Origin of the sequence: Clostridium sp. BJN0013, assembly GCF_040939125.1 — a bacterium.
GTDB lineage: Bacteria > Bacillota > Clostridia > Clostridiales > Clostridiaceae > Clostridium_B.
The window spans coordinates 893683-911624 of sequence record NZ_CP162495.1 but is presented as its reverse complement, the minus strand read 5'-3'; the positions used below and the strand labels follow the sequence as shown (position 1 = coordinate 911624).

Annotated in this window: 19 protein-coding genes, 2 pseudogenes and 1 riboswitch; of the genes and pseudogenes, 10 read left to right on the top strand and 11 right to left on the bottom strand. The window is 31.1% G+C overall.

Features of this window, described 5'->3' with window-relative positions; translation table 11 throughout:
• Nucleotides 1-2 precede the first annotated feature (2 nt).
• Nucleotides 3-1415, bottom strand: a complete 1413-nt coding sequence (locus AB3K27_RS04820; RefSeq protein ID WP_368490113.1) for a sensor histidine kinase — start codon at nucleotides 1413-1415, stop codon at nucleotides 3-5.
• Nucleotides 1416-1441: 26 nt separating this feature from the next.
• A complete protein-coding gene (locus AB3K27_RS04815) occupies nucleotides 1442-2161 on the bottom strand; it encodes a response regulator transcription factor (protein WP_368490112.1) in 720 nt (239 codons plus the stop codon).
• A gap of 161 nt (nucleotides 2162-2322) precedes the next feature.
• Here AB3K27_RS04815 and AB3K27_RS04810 point away from each other — a divergent pair, with 161 nt between their 5' ends.
• From AB3K27_RS04810 to AB3K27_RS04790, 5 genes are all read left to right on the top strand, one after another.
• Entirely contained in the window at nucleotides 2323-3234 is a 912-nt protein-coding gene (locus tag AB3K27_RS04810) for an ABC transporter ATP-binding protein (RefSeq protein ID WP_368490111.1), read from the top strand.
• Nucleotides 3231-3992 carry an ABC transporter permease gene (locus AB3K27_RS04805; protein WP_368490110.1) on the top strand — a complete coding sequence of 254 codons (762 nt, stop codon included), beginning with the start codon at nucleotides 3231-3233 and terminating at the stop codon, nucleotides 3990-3992. The genes AB3K27_RS04810 and AB3K27_RS04805 overlap by 4 nt, the downstream gene beginning before the upstream one ends.
• Nucleotides 3993-4004: 12 nt before the next feature.
• Nucleotides 4005-4736 (top strand): ABC transporter permease, encoded by a 732-nt coding sequence (locus AB3K27_RS04800; RefSeq protein WP_368490109.1) that lies wholly within the window; start codon nucleotides 4005-4007, stop codon nucleotides 4734-4736.
• A 90-nt stretch (nucleotides 4737-4826) separates the two neighbouring features.
• Nucleotides 4827-6158, top strand: a complete 1332-nt coding sequence (gene gdhA / locus AB3K27_RS04795) for an NADP-specific glutamate dehydrogenase (RefSeq protein WP_368490108.1) — start codon at nucleotides 4827-4829, stop codon at nucleotides 6156-6158.
• A gap of 417 nt (nucleotides 6159-6575) precedes the next feature.
• Nucleotides 6576-7448, top strand: a complete 873-nt coding sequence (locus AB3K27_RS04790; RefSeq protein ID WP_368491172.1) for a metal ABC transporter substrate-binding protein — start codon at nucleotides 6576-6578, stop codon at nucleotides 7446-7448.
• A gap of 95 nt (nucleotides 7449-7543) precedes the next feature.
• On the opposite strand, the gene AB3K27_RS04785 is transcribed toward AB3K27_RS04790, so the two are convergent.
• The 3 genes from AB3K27_RS04785 to AB3K27_RS04775 all read right to left on the bottom strand — a co-directional run bounded on the left by AB3K27_RS04785 (nucleotide 7544) and on the right by AB3K27_RS04775 (nucleotide 9882).
• The gene (locus tag AB3K27_RS04785; protein WP_368490107.1) at nucleotides 7544-8227 is read right to left on the bottom strand and encodes an amino acid ABC transporter permease; all 684 of its coding nucleotides are present in this window, start codon (nucleotides 8225-8227) and stop codon (nucleotides 7544-7546) included.
• Between the two features lie 15 nt (nucleotides 8228-8242).
• A complete protein-coding gene (locus AB3K27_RS04780; RefSeq protein WP_368490106.1) occupies nucleotides 8243-9058 on the bottom strand; it encodes an amino acid ABC transporter substrate-binding protein in 816 nt (271 codons plus the stop codon).
• Between the two features lie 86 nt (nucleotides 9059-9144).
• Nucleotides 9145-9882 (bottom strand): amino acid ABC transporter ATP-binding protein, encoded by a 738-nt coding sequence (locus tag AB3K27_RS04775; RefSeq protein WP_368490105.1) that lies wholly within the window; start codon nucleotides 9880-9882, stop codon nucleotides 9145-9147.
• Between the two features lie 107 nt (nucleotides 9883-9989).
• Nucleotides 9990-10105: riboswitch (SAM riboswitch) on the bottom strand.
• 235 nt (nucleotides 10106-10340) lie between these two features.
• Here AB3K27_RS04775 and AB3K27_RS04770 point away from each other — a divergent pair.
• A complete protein-coding gene (locus AB3K27_RS04770; protein ID WP_368490104.1) occupies nucleotides 10341-10970 on the top strand; it encodes a hypothetical protein in 630 nt (209 codons plus the stop codon).
• A gap of 39 nt (nucleotides 10971-11009) precedes the next feature.
• Here AB3K27_RS04770 and AB3K27_RS04765 read toward each other — a convergent pair.
• Both AB3K27_RS04765 and AB3K27_RS04760 read right to left on the bottom strand, forming a co-directional pair.
• A pseudogene (locus AB3K27_RS04765) lies at nucleotides 11010-11320 on the bottom strand (DDE-type integrase/transposase/recombinase); the annotation flags it as partial.
• Nucleotides 11316-11396 (bottom strand): annotated as a pseudogene (locus AB3K27_RS04760) (hypothetical protein); the annotation flags it as partial. The pseudogenes AB3K27_RS04765 and AB3K27_RS04760, both read right to left, overlap by 5 nt.
• A gap of 221 nt (nucleotides 11397-11617) precedes the next feature.
• Here AB3K27_RS04760 and AB3K27_RS04755 point away from each other — a divergent pair.
• From AB3K27_RS04755 to AB3K27_RS04745, 3 genes are all read left to right on the top strand, one after another.
• A complete protein-coding gene (locus AB3K27_RS04755) occupies nucleotides 11618-12772 on the top strand; it encodes an ABC transporter permease (protein ID WP_368490103.1) in 1155 nt (384 codons plus the stop codon).
• Nucleotides 12765-13451, top strand: a complete 687-nt coding sequence (locus AB3K27_RS04750; RefSeq protein ID WP_368490102.1) for an ABC transporter ATP-binding protein — start codon at nucleotides 12765-12767, stop codon at nucleotides 13449-13451. The genes AB3K27_RS04755 and AB3K27_RS04750 overlap by 8 nt, the downstream gene beginning before the upstream one ends.
• 304 nt (nucleotides 13452-13755) lie before the next feature.
• Nucleotides 13756-13917: a Spo0E family sporulation regulatory protein-aspartic acid phosphatase gene (locus AB3K27_RS04745; RefSeq protein WP_368490101.1), complete on the top strand. Its 162-nt coding sequence runs from the start codon at nucleotides 13756-13758 to the stop codon at nucleotides 13915-13917.
• A 148-nt stretch (nucleotides 13918-14065) separates the two neighbouring features.
• Here the strand turns inward: AB3K27_RS04745 and AB3K27_RS04740 are convergent, their stop codons facing one another.
• The 4 genes from AB3K27_RS04740 to AB3K27_RS04725 form a co-directional block, all read right to left on the bottom strand.
• The gene (locus AB3K27_RS04740) at nucleotides 14066-14251 is read right to left on the bottom strand and encodes a hypothetical protein (RefSeq protein ID WP_368490099.1); all 186 of its coding nucleotides are present in this window, start codon (nucleotides 14249-14251) and stop codon (nucleotides 14066-14068) included.
• Nucleotides 14252-14372: 121 nt separating this feature from the next.
• Nucleotides 14373-14510, bottom strand: coding sequence for a hypothetical protein (locus AB3K27_RS04735; RefSeq protein ID WP_368490098.1), 138 nt, complete (start codon nucleotides 14508-14510; stop codon nucleotides 14373-14375).
• 56 nt (nucleotides 14511-14566) lie between these two features.
• The gene (locus AB3K27_RS04730; protein WP_368490097.1) at nucleotides 14567-15640 is read right to left on the bottom strand and encodes an acyltransferase; all 1074 of its coding nucleotides are present in this window, start codon (nucleotides 15638-15640) and stop codon (nucleotides 14567-14569) included.
• A 103-nt stretch (nucleotides 15641-15743) separates the two neighbouring features.
• Complete coding sequence (locus tag AB3K27_RS04725) at nucleotides 15744-15974, bottom strand: AbrB/MazE/SpoVT family DNA-binding domain-containing protein (protein ID WP_368490096.1); 231 nt, start codon at nucleotides 15972-15974, stop codon at nucleotides 15744-15746.
• Between the two features lie 230 nt (nucleotides 15975-16204).
• Here AB3K27_RS04725 and AB3K27_RS04720 point away from each other — a divergent pair, with 230 nt between their 5' ends.
• A complete protein-coding gene (locus AB3K27_RS04720) occupies nucleotides 16205-17650 on the top strand; it encodes an FAD-dependent oxidoreductase (RefSeq protein ID WP_368490095.1) in 1446 nt (481 codons plus the stop codon).
• Nucleotides 17651-17942 lie beyond the last annotated feature (292 nt).

Here is a 17942-nt window from a genome sequence, read left to right as displayed (position 1 = left end):
TACTACAGTACTATATCTATATTGGTACCCTTGCCTAAAGTACTCTCTACATTTATACTGCCTCCCTGGGCATCTATTATCTGTTTGGATATGGCCATTCCAAGTCCAGAACCTTCAACAGAAACATTGGTATTTGTGCCTCTGTAATATCTTTCAAAAATGTATTTTAAATCATTCTGGGATATTCCCCTGCCATTATCTTTTATTAAAATATGAACTCTATCTTTTTCATAAACTGAAACATCCACCCTAACTTCCTGTGGATTATGTATTATGGCATTAAAAATCAAATTGGAGATGGCCCTTTTAAATAGATTTTTATCTGTGAAAATATTTATATTTTCTCTTTCAAAATAAATATTTATATTTCTATTTGAATATAGAGGGTGATTTAAAATTTCCACAATTATATTTTGAATAAGTGCCACCACATTTACACTTTCTTTTTTTAAGGGTATGATCCTGTTTTTCAATTTATAAGTGAGATTCAAATCTTCAACTAACCCCTGAATATAGGAAGATTTATCGTATATTATTTTTGAATACTCTAAAATTTCATCCTGTGAAAAAGTGTAATCAGAATCTTTCATTATTTCAGCATATCCTTTTATAGAAGACAGGGGGGTTTTTACATCATGGGATATGGAGGAAATCCAGTTCTCCCTCATCTTTTCCATTTCTTCTCTTTTATTTTTATTTTCTTTAAGAGTTTTGCCTAAATTATTTAAATTGGCAAATACATTTTTATAAACCCCCTGTTCCACATGATTAGTTTCATAATGTCCCCTGGAAAGCTCATTTATACTGTTAATAATAGTTTCAAGAGGCCTTCCCATTCTTTTTCCAAATATAAAATAAGAGGCAATCACTGCAATAATAACATTTACAGCTAAAAGTACAATAAACCCTCCTCCAAAAAAATTTCTAAGTGCAGTTGGATTGAAAATAACAGTGTGTTTTGCTATACGCCAGGTAGGAAAACCTATAATATATGTAAAACTTTCATTATCATATTCTTTTTCACTTATAAATATAGAATAATTGGCTATGTCATATTTATAAATATGGGCCATTTTTATGGGAATGTATACCTTTGGTACCTCCTGTGGCTTTTTAAAAGAATACATTTCCTTAAAACTTTCATCTATTATTTGAATCCAGGCTTTATTTTTTACAAGCTCACTTTTACCTTCTTCATTCAAAACAGGCTTATTATCTTCAATATCTATATATTTTGAAAAAGTCCATGTAAACTTTTCAGGATTAAATCCTGGCAAATTATTTTTGGTGTATATAATAGCGCTTCTCCATACAAACATAACTACAATAAACTCTATCATAATTATAAATACCAGAGTTACTAAAAATTTTGTTGTAAGGCTCCAATTGGTTTTAATTTTGTTCATAAATTTCATAAGCTGCTACCTCTAAATAAAAAATGTTAATTTTGGGGAATATTAAACTTATATCCCAGTCCCTTTACGGTAACTATATATTGGGGCTTTGAGGGATTACTTTCTAATTTTTGTCTGAGCTTTCTCATATGAACCATTATGGTATTGTCATATCCTTCATAATTATCATTCCACACCTCATCACATATCATCTCCTTTGTCAATATCTGATTGGCATTTTGCACCATATAACATAAAAGATGATACTCTTTAGGGGTAAGTGTAACATTTTTGCCGCTCTTTAACACTTCTCCCTTTTGAAAATCAATAATTAAATCTCCAAAGCATATTTTCTCCTTTTTCATGGTGAGTTCATTTTTTATGTATATATTTCTCCTTAAGTGGGCTTTAATTCTAAATACGACTTCTTTAGGGCTGAAAGGTTTTGTCACATAATCATCTGCTCCCAATCCAAGAGCCAGTATTTTATCTATATGGTCACCTCTGGCAGATAAAAAAACAACAGGTACATAAGAAAATTCTCTTATGGCTTTACAAACTTCAAAACCATCCATATCCTCCATCATAACATCTAAAACTACTATATCAGGTTTTTCATTTTTACATAAATTTATTCCATCCATACCCTTTAAAGCTTTAAATATCCTCTTGAAGCCTTCTTTTCTGAGAACTGTCTCCATAAGCTTCAACAATTCTATTTCATCATCAATTAAAAGAATTTTTTTATCTAAAATTTCATCATACATATTAGCCCTCCAATATGAATATTATCTGCCTCAATTATAACATTATTTAATATTTTTGATTTACACATCAAAATTTTAAGGTTCTCATAAGGTTCCTATAAGCAGAACTTAAGTTTGAACTTATATTATAAACTCACAATGAATTAAAGGAGGAAAAAATAATGTCAGAAAAAATTATAGAAACTAAAAACTTAACCAAGGAATTTAAAGGTTTTAAGGCAGTAGACAAGCTGAGCCTTACAGTAAAAAAAGGTAGGGTATATGGATTTCTGGGGCCAAACGGTGCTGGAAAATCTACAACCATAAGAATGCTCCTGGGACTTATAACGCCTACAAAAGGACAAATTAAAATATTTGATAAAAATTTAAAGGAAAATAGACTGACCATTTTGAGAAAAATTGGCTCTCTGGTTGAATCCCCCTCCTATTATGGAAATTTAACTGCCTATGAAAATCTAGAGGTAACAGCAAAACTTTTGGAACTTGATTATAAATACATTGATGAAGTTTTAGATTTTGTAAAACTTACTGAATGGAAAAACAGACAATGCAAAAAATTTTCTCTTGGAATGAAGCAAAGACTTGGAATCGCCCAGGCACTTATATCAAAGCCGGAACTTTTAATATTAGATGAGCCTACCAATGGACTTGACCCCTCTGGAATTCATGAAATAAGGGAGCTTATAAAAAATCTTCCTAAAATTTATAATATGACAGTAATTATATCCAGCCATAATTTAAGTGAAATTGAACTTACAGCAGATGACATAGGTATCATAAACAGAGGGAATATGTTGTTTCAAGGTACTCTTGAAGAACTTCATTCAAGAAGCAAAGGCGAGATCTGTATAGGAGTAAAGGACTTGAAAAAAGCAGCCCATACATTGAATGATTATGGCTATAAATACAAAATAAAAGACGATGATATTTTCGTAAAACCCCTGGAAGTGGAACCTTATGAAATTTTAAAGCAGTTAATATTAAATGACAACAGAGTATTTAAATTTATAGAAGTACAAAAATCTCTTGAAGAAATATTTCTTGATCTCACTGAAGGGGGAAAAAATATATGAGCTTTATATGTGTTTTAAAATCTGAATTGGCAAAGTATAAAAGATCTCTATTGTGGAAAGGTGTATTTTTTATTCCGGTATTTTCATCTATTCTTTTATTTATAGATCTTCATCTAAGATATGATTATTTAATGGAAAGCAGTCGAATAAAGGAATTAGCCCAAATAGGAATTTATAATAAAATGGATGTTCTGCTTTATGAAAATCATTTATCTACATTGTGGTCCATACTTTTAAATTTATCTGTGGTAATAATAGCTTTTATTGTAAACTACATGGAATACAGTGAAAATACCTGGAAACAAATAGTGGCAAGACCTGTAAAAAGAATGAAAATTTATCTATCTAAATGGATCATAGTATTTACAGCATCAGTTGCTTTGATAGCTTTAAATGGGATTTTTGTAATACTTATAAAAAAGTTCTTTGGAATTGAAGGAAATTCTGCATTGATTTTTAAATATGTACTTCTGGAAATTGCTGCAGTCTCAGGAGTAGTAAGTTTCCAGCAGTTTATAAGCTGTTACATCAAAAATTCCTTAGTTGCCGCTGCCATAGGATTTGCAGGTACTATAGGATCATATCTGCTTGCACAGAGTAAGATACTTGGAAATATAAATCCATTTTCCTGTGTTTTAAGATCACTTCCCTTAGGGGACATGAATGATGCCTATATCGCTGCCATTTTTGGAGCAATCTCAGGTATATTATGGCTTATCATAGGAATTTTAGAATTTAATAGAAGGGATATAAAATAGGTGGTGTATAAAATGAAGAATATATATAAAGTGGAATTATTAAAATTAAAACATTCAAAAATACTGGGCATAGTTATGTTTTTGCCTTTATTCTTCGTAATCCTAGGTTTTGGAAATTTCCTAAGATACAAAGATCTCTTCACATCAAAAGGTCAGAACATATGGCAGCAGATATACACTCAAAGTTCCATGTTTTATGGACTATTTCTCATAGTTTTGTTTATTACTATTTTAGTTGCAGTTTTAGTGAGAATAGAAAACAGTGGAGATAACTTTAAAAGAATACTTGCATTACCTGTAAAAAGAAGTGATATATACATATCAAAACTATTTATAGGCTGTGGTATGGTACTTTTGAATCTTTTTATCTTTACTCTACTTATAATTGCTGCAGGAATAATTGCAGCACCCAATAATGAGAGTATGCCAAAAGAGATTATATATTCTCCCCTGTTGTGCTTTATAGCTTCACTTCCTGTTATAGCAATTCAATACTACTTGACCATGAAATTTGAAAACATTGCAGTTCCTTTAGGAGTGGGAGTGGTATTTTCTCTTCCATCAGTACTTATAAACAACACCAGATACTGGATATTATTTCCCTGGGCTTATCCTGGAAGGGCACTTTTAAATGGTTCAAATTTAAATTTTCCCTACCCCAATTATATGTATATAATATCCCTGGCAGTATTTGTTATTTTTATAATTGTTGGTGTATATGAATTCAATAAAAAAGATATATGATTTTTATAAATTAATTTTCAGTTTTATGTTGTATAAATTGCTTTTTTTTACTATAATTAAAACTACTGCTAAAGGATAGGAGTGATCATTATGTCTTACGTTGATTCCGTACTGGAAGAACTCATTAAAAAAGATGCCCCGCAAAAAGAGTTTATTCAAGCTGTCACAGAAGTTCTGAATTCTATTAGACCTGTAATTGATTCCAACAGCCACTTTAAAGAGATGGGACTTTTGGAACGTATAGTGGAACCTGAACGAGTTTTGATGTTCCGTGTACCCTGGGTGGATGACAACAAAAAGGTAAGGGTAAACCGTGGATTTCGTGTGCAATTCAACAGTGCCATTGGCCCTTATAAAGGAGGACTTCGTTTTCACCCCTCTGTCAATCTCAGTATCATCAAATTTCTTGGTTTTGAGCAGATCTTTAAAAATTCACTGACCGGTATGCCTATCGGAGGCGGTAAAGGCGGTGCGGATTTTGATCCCAAAGGCAAATCCGATCATGAAATAATGGTATTTTGCCAGAGTTTCATGACTGAACTCTTTCATCATATAGGGCCGGATACAGATGTACCTGCCGGTGATATTGGTGTTGGAAGTCGTGAAATTGGATATCTTTATGGTCAGTATAAAAGACTGACCAATCGTTTTCATGGTGTTTTAACTGGGAAAGGGTTAACTTACGGGGGATCATTAGCCCGCACCCAGGCAACCGGTTATGGTGTAATTTATTTTGCAGAAGAAATGCTGAAAATTAAAAACGATTCCATTAAAAACAAGAAAATTGTCATTTCAGGTTCAGGCAATGTAGCTATCTATGCTGCTGAAAAAGCCATGGCATTAAATGGGAAAGTCATAGCGCTTAGTGATTCCACAGGTTGGATATATGATAAAGAAGGGGTAGATTTAGAAACAGTGAAAAAAATCAAACTGGTTAACCACAGCCGTCTCAGAGATTATGTATCCATTCACAAAAATGCAGAATATCACAAAGGTAAAGGTATATGGTCCATTCCTTGTGATATTGCCCTGCCCTGTGCCACACAAAATGAACTGAATGCAAAGGATGCCTCAACTCTTATTAAAAATGGTGTAAAAATGGTTGTTGAAGGTGCAAATATGCCTACAACCATTGAGGCTATACAACTTTTACAAAGTGAAGGAACACTCTATGCCCCTGGAAAAGCAGCCAATGCCGGCGGAGTGGCCACTTCCGCACTGGAAATGAGTCAAAATTCCATCCGTACAAGCTGGACTTTTTATGAAGTTGATACCCGCCTGCGCCACATTATGTCCAGCATTCATGAGCATACCTACGATGCAGCAGAAGCTTATGGTCACAAAGGAAACTATTTAGTCGGTGCCAATATAGCCGGCTTTCTAAAAGTAGCAGAAGCTATGATGGAGCAGGGAATAGTTTAATTTTAAAAGCAGCTATTACTACTTGCAGTGATAGCTACTTTTCATAAATTACTTTTCCAACTCGCTCTATGTGCTTTTTTAATTCTTCATGATTTAAATGAGTGAAATACAGCTTTATTATAATTAGAAAATCTTTGTTTCCAACGTATATCATCATTCAATTATGAATGCTCACTCCTTTTAATAATATTTTACTATTTTCTTATTTCTTTTATTATATCACAAAAAAATCAAGTGATTCATCTCCAATTGTAATAATATTCTATATGATTGACAATATCTTTTTTATTAAGTATTATATATTTAGATGCAAACCATTTGCATCTAAATATCATTTTTTAAGGAGTGGAAATACAAGTGTGTAAAAAATACAAGATATGCAAAATAGTATTATGCTCTTTTCTAATTACTTCTTTCATGTTTATTTTTGCCGGCTGCAGCAGCAAAACGGCTGAAACTACTAATACAAACTCCCAATCCAAAATAAAAGTTGTAGTATCCTTTAATGCCATGAAAGAATTTGCTTCAGCTATTGGAAAAGATAAAATTGCCATTACTACAATAGTTCCTAATGGAACGGAACCTCACGATTTTGAACCAACTACAGAAAGTCTTAAGAATTTAAGCAATGCCAATGTATTTATATACAATGGACTAGGCATGGAATCCTGGACAGACAAGATTTTAAAATCTATTGATAATAAAAATTTAGTTGTAGTAAATGCTTCAAAGGACTCAAATCCCATCAAAAATACTGACGCTGAAGAAATAAAAGAACATGGGGAATATGATCCTCATATTTGGATTAGTTTAAAGGGTGCAGAAGTTGAATCCAAAAATATCAAAGATGCTTTAGTTAAAGTGGACCCTTCAAATAAAGAATTCTATGAAAAAAATTATGATGAATTTTCAAAACAACTAAAGGATCTCCATAATGAATATACTAAAAAATTTGAAACCGTGAAAAACAAAAATTTTGTAACAGGCCATGCTGCCTTTGCATACCTCTGTAGAGATTATGGTCTGAATCAAAACAGTGTAGAAAATATATTTGCAGAAGGAGAACCTTCTACAAAAAAATTAAAAGAACTGATAGATTACTGCAAACAAGATAAAATAACAACTATATTTATGGAAGACATGGTAAGTCCTAAAGTATCTACCACCCTGGCCAATGAAATAGGCGCCAAGGTCGAAAAAATATATACACTTGAAAGTAAAGAGGATAACAAAAACTACATTGAAAGTATGAAAAATAATTTAGAGATAATTTATACTAGTTTAAAATAGATCCACATATACCTGCTGTCTATAATAGTTTGTACAGGCTTAGCCATACAACATATTGCTGACAAAATGCTTAAATATAAGCATTTTGCCTTATCTTATATAGATATGTATTTTTCCACCTTCAGCTCAATTTTATTTTGAATTGAAGACAGCACCGTACAAAATATTAAATATATAAATGCAGCTTCACTATATAACCACAGAGGTTCATAGGTTGATGCTGTTATTCTTTGTGCCACCTGAAACATTTCAGTTAGGGTAATGCTGGCAGCAAGTGAAGTATCTTTAACCAGTGATATAAAAGAATTAGACAGAGGTGGCACAGAAACCCGTACTGCCTGAGGTAAAATAATACGCCGGATTACTTGAGTATTTGTCATACCTACAGAAAATGCCGCTTCCCACTGACCTTTAGGTATTGATAAAATAGCAGCCCTAATTATTTCAGAATTATATGCTCCCACACTCAATGTAAATCCAATAATAGCTGCTGGCAGTGGTTCCATTGTTATACCCACCGCTGGCAATCCATAAAATATAATGAATAATTGTACTAATAAAGGAGTTCCTCTTATAATCCATACATAAAAACGTGCCAATAGTACAAAAGGCTTAACATTTGATATACGGGCTAAAGCTGTTACTAATGCAAGAACCAACCCCAGAATAAACGATTCTAATGTAAGCGGCACAGTAAATTGAATACCAGCTTTTAACAAAGGAAAAAAAGAATCTTGTAATATTTGTATTATTCTTATTGCTCCATCACTTATATGCATATTATCACCCTATTACTATTTAGATACATCGGAATTAAACCATTTATTGGATATCTTTAGAAAAGTGCCATCTGATTTCATATCGGCTAATGCCTTGTTTACAGCATCTACCAATTCTTTATTTCCTTTTCTAAACATAATTCCATTGGAAGCTGCATCTGGCTGTTCATCAACTACTTTTACTGCTATATCTGGTTTTTGCTTTTTTAGATCTAAAAAGGATATATTATCATTAATAGTTGCATCTGCACGTTTGGAAAGTATTAAGTCAATGGACTGATTGAATCCATCATCTTGTACAACTTCAGCATTATAAGATTTGGCAAGTTCGGCATAATTGCTAGTTAATGTTTGTGCAGATTTTTTACCTTTTAAATCTTCAAACTTTTTAATATCTTCATTGTCTTTAGCAACTATAAGCACTCCCTTTGTAACTATATATGGAGTTGAAAAATCATATTTTTTCTGACGTTCTGGCTTTATTCCAACCTCATTAACTATGATATCAAACCTTTTGGCATCTAATCCAGCAAACATTCCATCCCATTTTGTTTCAACAAATTGGGCTTTTACACCTAAACGTTTAGCCACTTCCTCTGCTATTTCCACATCAAAACCAGTTAACTTTTCATTTTTATCGTGAAATGTAAATGGTGAATAGGTTCCTTCAGTGCCAATTCGTATTACTCCATCTTTTTTTATCTTGGACAGTAAATCAGTATCGTTGGTTGCATTAGTTGCAGATTTATTGTCACCTTTACTAGCTCCGCATCCTGTAAGAGCTACAGCAAATATCAATAAAACACTAATTAGTAAGCCAATTTTTTTCATGGTTGTACCCCCTATAAATTAAAATTAATAATAATTACTTATTTCAAAATTTTTATAATATTGCAATATGAATTTAAGTTTCACATTTAGTTAAATTGAACCTGTTTCAAAAATTTTATAGTTCTTGGATTCTTAGGATTATCAAATACCTCCTGCGGAGTCCCTTCTTCTACTATACTTCCGCTGTCCATAAACATGACTCTATCTGCTGCTTCTTTAGCAAATCTCATTTCGTGGGTTACAATAATCATTGTGGTATCTTTTTCAGCAAGTTTTTTTATAACATCCAGCACTTCTCCAACCAATTCAGGATCTAAAGCAGATGTAGGTTCATCAAATAACATTATATCTGGATTCACAGCCATAGCCCTGCCTATGCCAACTCTTTGCTGCTGGCCGCCTGATAACTTGGATGGATAATAATCTCTTTTATCCACCAATCCAACCTGTCTCAATATATCCATTGCTATTTTCTCAGCTTCAATTTTATTTATTTTTTTTACTATAGTTAAATGTTCCATAATATTTTCTATTGCTGTTTTATTATTAAAAAGATTATAACTTTGAAATACCATGGATGTATGCTTCCTCAATTCATGTATTTGCTTTTTAGTTATTTTTTCAAAGTCTATTTTTAATTTTCCTATTTCTATGGTACCCTTGTCTGGAGTTTCTAAATAATTTATGCATCTTAACAAAGTCGATTTACCTGTACCAGAGGGACCTATTATTGCAATAACCTCCCCCTTTTTTATTTCCAGGTTAATACCCTTTAAAACTGTAAGCTCATTAAACTTCTTGTATAGATTTTTAACTTTTATCATTTCATAAAACACCCTCCCTTCAATTGATTTAAATAATTAAAAAAGCTATTTTTCTTATTTAAGAAAAATAGCTTTTAATATCCCAAACTTTTATAAAACGGCCACTTTTCTCATCTTTCAGAGTATAAAATTAACTCTGCAGGAATTAACACCGATACATATTAAAATAAATGCCGGTTGTTGGGTTTCATAGGGCCAGTCCCTCCACCTCTCTTGATAAGAACCTAGTTTATTGATTTTTAAAATTTCATATTATTTATATTTTACACGTCGTAATACATTATACTAATTGTATTATAATGTGTCAATTATTAAATAATAAAAGTCTCTAAATTTTCATTCATAAATACTCTACAAAATTTTGCTTCTATAAAAGTGAAGCCCCCTACTATATATGACGAATAATTACCAAATAAATTGGCAAACTATAAAAAAATATATTTTAGGAGGGGAATAAAATGTTAAAAAAGAATATTAAAATAATAACTGTTCTAACTATTTTAACTTCATTAAATATTAATTGCATCACAGTTAATGCTTCATCAACTAAAAATGTATCTACAGTAAATGAAATCACCACACCATCAAAAAATAATGATCATAAACATTTGGATTACAAGTCCCGCCTTGATGAACTGGTAAAAAATAATATCATAACTGCCCAGCAAGAAAATGCAGCACTGGACTTAATAAAATCCAATGATTTTCATAAATTTATGAAAAAAAATCATAAATGTTCAAAGAATAAATTAGATACTCTAGTCAAAAATGGTACCTTAACCAAAGAACAGGAATCTTCCATAAAGAAAGTAATCTCCTCTTCCAAAAAGCAGGGAAAAAATTTTAGAAGTTCTATCAATAACGGATTGGATGAATTAGTAAACAACGGAACAATAACTAAAGACCAAAAGACAGAAGTGGAAAATTTATTTCGTTCCTGTAGAAAAGAACATATTGACAACCTAAATGCATTTTTCAAACAAAAATTTGATACTCTTGTAAAGAACGGAACAATAACACAACAACAGGAAGAGGCCATAATCAAAAGTTTAATGCCATTCAAACATAGTTCACAACAATCTTCCTAAGGTAAGGGTTAGTCCCATAAGTTTAGTTCTCATATGGCTATCCGTAGCCCAACCTACAAGCCAGCGGCCATATAGACCCATTACACCAGCAAGATAAAGCCAACCTTCCTTTGTTGAGATGTAGGTTATATCCGATACCCATTTTTGATTGGGTTTTTTAGCTGTAAAATTCCTGTTGAGAATGTTAGATTATGCTTTGAATTTGTGGTCGCTTTATATTTCCTTGACACTTTAGAGCGCGTGTACCTTCATCAATCTGGCTACACGCCCTTTACTGGCTTTTTGATCATCAGGTAGATTTTTAGTTATCTGAGGTGAACCATAGATTCTATGACTCTTGTAATGTACACCTAATTCCTTCGCCATTAAACTTGTCGTTATTTCACCAGCTAATATTCTTGCAACTATTTCTTCCTTAAATGCTTTATCGAATTTTTCCCCTCTATTCTATCTTAAATTTATAATATTTACTTTATTTTAACACATTTGTATACAAAAAAATGATATTATTATTTAGACTTCATAATTATTTTTATATTTGTTGTTGGCTTTATAAATATTAGCTATAATTATAGCTAAGGTATCTAAAAAATAGGTTTTTCTATACTTTTAGATATGAAATAATAAATGTAAATTAGGAGGTTATAATGTTTGCAGCATTTAAAATAGCCTGGAAATTTTTAAAACACAGTAAAATACAGACTTTTGTTATAATACTTGGCATAGCCGTGGGGGTTTCTGTTCAGATTTTTATAGGGCTTTTAAGCAGTGGACTTGAAAATACCATTTTAAATAAAATTATTGCGGACTCCTCTCAGGTTACAGTTTACTCTCATAGTGGAGGTATTGAAAATTGGCAGGATAAAAAAAGCAAAATTATAAATGGAGATTCAAATGTAAATCATGTGGCACCTGTGGCTGATTGTCAGGCTTTTATCAAGCTTGAAAATGCAAATCAGCCAGTTCAGGTGAGAGGCTTTATTCCTGAAGATGTAAGTGCATTATATGGTATGAAATATAATATATATGAGGGAAAGATGTATGAAAATGTTGGACAAGTTATTATAGGAAAAGACTTAAAAGAAAAATTAGGTCTTAAATTAGGAGATAATATTGACATATTTACTATAAGCAGAAAAAAATTAACTTTGAATGTAGTAGGGTTTTTTGATTTAGGTGCTTCTAAGATAAATGTTACCTGGATTATTACAGATTTAACTGCAGTGCAGCAGTTGATTGGTTTTGGTGATAAAGTTACTTCTATAGAAATAGGAGTGAAGGATATATATAATGCGGACTTAGAGGCAAAAGCTATAGAAAAAGTACTTTCTGATGAAAACTTAAAGGTTCAAAACTGGAAAGATCAAAATCAGTTTTTAGCCAGTGGCATGATTGGTCAAAAAATTTGTACTCTTATAATCCAATTTTTTGTACTTCTTGCAGCTGTTCTTAGCATCATAAGTATACTTGGTATAAGTGTAGTTCAAAAATATAAACAGATAGGAATATTAAAAGCTATGGGAATAAGGGATAGCAGTGCAGGTTTTATATTTTTTGTACAGGCATTTATTCTAGGAGTATTAGGTATGGCATTAGGGTTATTTTTTACATGGATTTATATAAAAGGATTCAATAGGTATATAGTTAATTCTAAAGGATTACCTTTAGTTGATATAGTTGTAAACTATAGATTTATTAAGTTATCTTGTGCTATTGACATAGCTGCTTCAACTTTTGCAGCATTTTTCCCTGCACTTAAATCTTTTAGACTTAATCCTGTGGAGGTAATAAAAAATGGATAATATTATTGAACTTAAAAATGTTAGTAAAGTTTTTGGGGGGAGAATTAAAAATAAAGTTTTATATGATATTAACTTATCTATACCGGAGGGTTCTTTTAATTCCATAATAGGGGCATCAGGAAGTGGAAAAACTACTTTATTAAATATAATGGGTATTTTAGATAATCCTACAGAAGGTCAGGTATACATTCAAGGGAAGACTATAAAAGATATGGGGAGAAGGTCCTTGGCTTCTTTTAGAAATACCACCATAGGGTTTATTTTTCAGTTTCATTATCTTCTTCCTGAATTTAATACTATAGAAAATGTGCTTATGCCTTATAGAATAAAACGTTTTTTTTGTGGAAAAAAGGCCAAAGATAGGGCGAAGGAGCTCCTGGATTTAGTAGGTATTGCAGATCTTAGAAAAAAGAATGTTTATGATTTATCTGGAGGAGAGCAGCAAAGGGTGGCTATAGCTAGGGCACTTATGAATAAACCTAAAATAATTTTAGCAGATGAACCTACAGGAAATTTAGATTCTACTAATGCCAGGGAGATATATAATTTATTTAGAAGTATAAATAGCAAATTTGATACAACTTTTATTATTGTAACCCACGATGAAAATATAGCAAGTAAAGCGGATAGAATTATAAAGATAAAAGATGGAAAAGTACAAAAAGTAACTGTTACCTGATAATCATAATCAAGATTGTGCGTATATTTACTTCTAAGTGTATTAAATTTCTTAATATTAATATATAGTTGTTCTGGTATTAATCCCATATTATAAACAAGCATAAGCCTAGTAGAAAAACTTACCCTTTTATCAAAAATTTCTTTTGGATTCGGTGAACAAAGCTCTATTAACTTATTTATCCAAAACTCAATATATAAGGGTATTACCCCATTTTAAATTGAATTAGAGGAATTAATACTTATAGATAATTCCTCTAGCTTTTTAATAGCATTTTAATAACCTTTATAAAAGGAGATGTTTTGTGAAAAAAGTCAAGTTACTAAAAGAATTAGAAAAACAACGGGAGCTATTGAAACAGGAAATGAAGCAAAGTGAAAATTTATCTAGTCCTAAAATAATTAATGAAAGTCAAAAATTAGATTTAATTTTAAATGAATATATGAAAAAAATTAATAAAAGTTAGTATAATAAATATTGATAACAGTGAATATGTAAATATTTTAAGTTTAATCTTAAGATATTTGTGGTATAATATATTTAAAAGAAGCCATTGCGGTTTTACATATATTACTTTTTAGATTTAATTAAAATGCACTTTCGGAGGGTGCATTTTAATTTTTTGAGTTTTTATCTTTATTATCATCAACGGTAATTGAAATTTCATTATCGTTAACACTAGAGTTATTCTTATACTTAAGAATAGCTCTTTCTTTTAAGTATGCAAGTATAGAAAAAATACCCACTATACCAACTATAGTAACACATGCCATAGCTGTAATAATAATATATCCACTCATGCCGCCACCTCCTCTGCTGTCGATTACCGCAATGACCTCTTTATGAGAGATAAAAACCTGGGAGGTGGCTATCTAAAAAATATTTATGCCCTTATAAACATTATATCATATCAAATAGTCATTATGATGATAAATATACACTATAACTAGGAGATATAGTATATGAACTAGTTACGCTAAATCCAACAGCAGCAGATAAAGCAGATGCAGAATATGAAGTAGAAATTACAAGAATTTTGGGCAGGGTAAGATTTGACATTTGAACAACCTCCAATAACTTAATAATATACAAATAATACACATTATTTACTCTTTCTAACTAGAATGCTTTGATATTCCTAAAAGCAAGAAACTTAGCACAGGGATATGGCTTATTATTTCATATAGAAAAGGCATTGCCATAATCTCAATGACTAATAAAATAAAATAATATAACAGCATTGGTAATTGCAAATATGTGGTTAACAAATATGCACTCATTATTAAAACTGGATAATGCAACACATATATTCCGAAGGTTCTTTTGTTCATATATTCTGTAAAGTGATTTGTTCCATTAAACCATGCCTTTCCACAGCCTAAAATTGCAAGAATAATTATCCATAGATAAAAATTAGTAAATGCACTTTGTAAACAGGCTGGTGTGGTATAATTATCTCCATAATAATAAATTGTATAAGCAATTCCACAAATAACTGCGGAAATTAAAAGTGGTAAATGCCATTTTTTCAGTCTTTCCTGCACTTCATCATGTGAAAAAACATAATATCCGAGTAAAAACATAAAAATATAGATACCATTGCGATATACAGTAATAAGAGGTGTATTTAAAATGAAAGAACTTCCCCATACTGCAAAGAACAACAGTAAGATAATTACCATATTTACTTTTTTGCAGATTTTCCATAATTTATCGTCTTTGTCAAATTTTCTAAATAGCAACAATATCATAGACGCTAAAAATAATTCATGTGCAAACCACAAAGGTCCTATTCCGCAAAGTGAATAAATCAGATATTTTATAAAACTTGGAATAAGATTTCCTTTACCACCAAACATATCTACATAATGATTTGTGACATAACCACTTATCCAACCCAAAATAAAAATACCTGCAATTGAAGGCACTAACAACCTTTTGACACGCTCTTTTACAAATTGTTTTCCGGTTCTCTTTTGTAAAGAATAACGTGCAGATATTCCTCCTACTAAAAATAAACAAGCCATAAACCATGGATATATAAAATACAGTATTACATCCATCTGTGGTATTCCCTTTACCCCGATATTAGATATTACTCCCACACTATTGAAAATGTATACTACATGATAAATAACAACTAATATGATAATACCCCAACGAATATTATCCAAATAATTTTTTCTCATAAGTAACCTCCTGTATTTTCATATAATTCAATTTGTAACAGTTGTGCATTATTCTTTAAAATAGCAGGGTATTTCTTACACAGATTTTTTACTTCAAGTACACTCATTCTTCATCATCCTCTCTTTTCGGAAGGCCTCCGTCAAAAATTGTTTTGGTCAGTTTTGTAAACAGTGATTTTGGGGGTATAGCAATACCTTTCTTCTTATCAGCAAGAACTATAATGGTATCGCCGGGATTGATATCAAAAATATCTCTGGCTTCTTTTGGGATAACAAATTGTCCTTTTTCACCGATTTTTACTGTCCACGCATACTTGTCATTTGGGTGCTTCATATTATTTCCTCCATTCATTGTTGGTATTGTATCAAAAGTATGATTTGTATGATTTATATAACTTTATTATAACCAGTTATTTTAAAAAGTCAAGATTTTGAACAAAAATTGTCCCTTCAGACCGATGAGAGTTAAAAAGTTGAGTATTTATAACCTAAATCAACCTATCTTATACTAAAAATCTGTATATATTGCAAAAAAAGTGGAATATTAAGTATGAGGTGATTTACATGGAAAGTGTATGGAATTCCGAGGTCGATTTTAGAAAAAGAGAAGCTTTAAATAAAAATATAGAATGCGATACTGTTATAATAGGAGCTGGAATGGCTGGCCTTCTGACAGCATATATGCTTAACAAAAGCGGAAAAGAAGTTGTTGTTATTGACGCAAAAACCACTGCAAGCGGAGTTACAAAAAATACAACTGCAAAGATAACATGCCAGCACGACTTAATTTATGATAATTTGATAAAAAAATTTGGTAAAGAGGGAGCAAGGCAATATGCTAAGGCTAATGGACTTGCAATACAAAGATATAAGGAAATAATTGATGAAGAAAATATTGATTGTAATTTTGAATACAAGGATGCATATGTGTATTCTTTAGATAATACTCAAAGTCTTGAAAATGAATATAGTGCAGCCAAGAAGTTAGAAATAGATGCAGAATTAGTGGATAAGGTAAATCTTCCTTTTAAGGTCAAAATGGCATTGAAATTTAAGAATCAAGCGCAGTTTAATCCACTTAAATTTTTAAAACCAATTTCAGAAAAATTGACTATTTATGAAAATACAACAGCACTTGATATTACCGAAGAAAATTCTGTAGTTACAAAGGATGGGATAGAAATTAAAGCAAATAAAATAGTGGTAGCAACACATTATCCATTTTTAAATACTCCAGGCTATTATTTTATGAGAATACATCAGGAAAGATCTTATGTTATAGCTTTAGAAAATGCCCAAAATGTAAATGGAATGTATATAGGCATTGATAAAAACTCATATTCATTTAGAAATTATAAAAACTTATTATTGCTTGGAGGCATAGCTCAAAGAACTGGTGAAAATGAGGAAGGTGGAGCTTATGATAAATTAAGAAAAGCAGCCAAAAAGTTTTATCCAAATTCCATGGAAAAATATCATTGGTCGGCACAAGATTGTATGACCTTAGATAATATACCTTACATAGGGCATTACTCATCAAAAACTCCTAATATTTATGTTGAGACAGGATTTAAAAAATGGGGAATGACAAGTTCAATGGCAGCTGCAATCATAATAAGTGATATGATTCTTGAAAAGGAAAATGACTTTTCAAAAATATTTTCACCTGAAAGATTTGATATATCAACATCTATGAAAAATGCTGCCAAGGATCTTATAACAACAGCAAAGAACTTTATTGCACAGAGGATAGATATTCCTGATGAAAATCTGAAAAATATTGAGAGAGGTCACGGTGGAATTGTGGACTATAAGGATCAAAAGGTTGGAGTTTATAAAGATAATGATGGAAATGTCTTTACAGTATCAACCAAATGTGCCCATTTAGGATGTGAACTTCACTGGAATGCTGATGAATTAACCTGGGATTGTCCTTGCCACGGTTCACGATATGATTATAAAGGAAATTGGATACAAAGCCCTACAAATAAGTCTCTTGCTACAATATAACTTTATAAATAATAGGTTGTTGAATACCCAAATTTGGAAACATCAAAAGCGGCTAAATATGAACGACTTACAAATAATTTATAATGTTCACTTTTTTATGTAAACATATAATTATCTGTCTCAATAATAATTTATTTATGGTACTATTTGTATATAGTTAAGTTTTAAATGCGGAATATAACGATTTAACTATGTCAAAGTATTATATAGGAACAACCCGCGAGATATTTCTAAGATTCTCCACAAAGTTAGCAGAAGTATAGAGTCCAAATTTAGTTTATTACCCATATCT

Coding starts and splice junctions, on each gene's coding strand:
- AB3K27_RS04820 (WP_368490113.1), bottom strand. CDS start 1,415: ATGAAATTTATGAACAAAATTAAAACCAATTGGAGCCTTACAACAAAA.
- AB3K27_RS04815 (WP_368490112.1), bottom strand. CDS start 2,161: ATGTATGATGAAATTTTAGATAAAAAAATTCTTTTAATTGATGATGAA.
- AB3K27_RS04810 (WP_368490111.1), top strand. CDS start 2,323: ATGTCAGAAAAAATTATAGAAACTAAAAACTTAACCAAGGAATTTAAA.
- AB3K27_RS04805 (WP_368490110.1), top strand. CDS start 3,231: ATGAGCTTTATATGTGTTTTAAAATCTGAATTGGCAAAGTATAAAAGA.
- AB3K27_RS04800 (WP_368490109.1), top strand. CDS start 4,005: ATGAAGAATATATATAAAGTGGAATTATTAAAATTAAAACATTCAAAA.
- gdhA (WP_368490108.1), top strand. CDS start 4,827: ATGTCTTACGTTGATTCCGTACTGGAAGAACTCATTAAAAAAGATGCC.
- AB3K27_RS04790 (WP_368491172.1), top strand. CDS start 6,576: ATGTTTATTTTTGCCGGCTGCAGCAGCAAAACGGCTGAAACTACTAAT.
- AB3K27_RS04785 (WP_368490107.1), bottom strand. CDS start 8,227: ATGCATATAAGTGATGGAGCAATAAGAATAATACAAATATTACAAGAT.
- AB3K27_RS04780 (WP_368490106.1), bottom strand. CDS start 9,058: ATGAAAAAAATTGGCTTACTAATTAGTGTTTTATTGATATTTGCTGTA.
- AB3K27_RS04775 (WP_368490105.1), bottom strand. CDS start 9,882: ATGATAAAAGTTAAAAATCTATACAAGAAGTTTAATGAGCTTACAGTT.
- AB3K27_RS04770 (WP_368490104.1), top strand. CDS start 10,341: ATGTTAAAAAAGAATATTAAAATAATAACTGTTCTAACTATTTTAACT.
- AB3K27_RS04755 (WP_368490103.1), top strand. CDS start 11,618: ATGTTTGCAGCATTTAAAATAGCCTGGAAATTTTTAAAACACAGTAAA.
- AB3K27_RS04750 (WP_368490102.1), top strand. CDS start 12,765: ATGGATAATATTATTGAACTTAAAAATGTTAGTAAAGTTTTTGGGGGG.
- AB3K27_RS04740 (WP_368490099.1), bottom strand. CDS start 14,251: ATGAGTGGATATATTATTATTACAGCTATGGCATGTGTTACTATAGTT.
- AB3K27_RS04735 (WP_368490098.1), bottom strand. CDS start 14,510: ATGTCAAATCTTACCCTGCCCAAAATTCTTGTAATTTCTACTTCATAT.
- AB3K27_RS04730 (WP_368490097.1), bottom strand. CDS start 15,640: ATGAGAAAAAATTATTTGGATAATATTCGTTGGGGTATTATCATATTA.
- AB3K27_RS04725 (WP_368490096.1), bottom strand. CDS start 15,974: ATGAAGCACCCAAATGACAAGTATGCGTGGACAGTAAAAATCGGTGAA.
- AB3K27_RS04720 (WP_368490095.1), top strand. CDS start 16,205: ATGGAAAGTGTATGGAATTCCGAGGTCGATTTTAGAAAAAGAGAAGCT.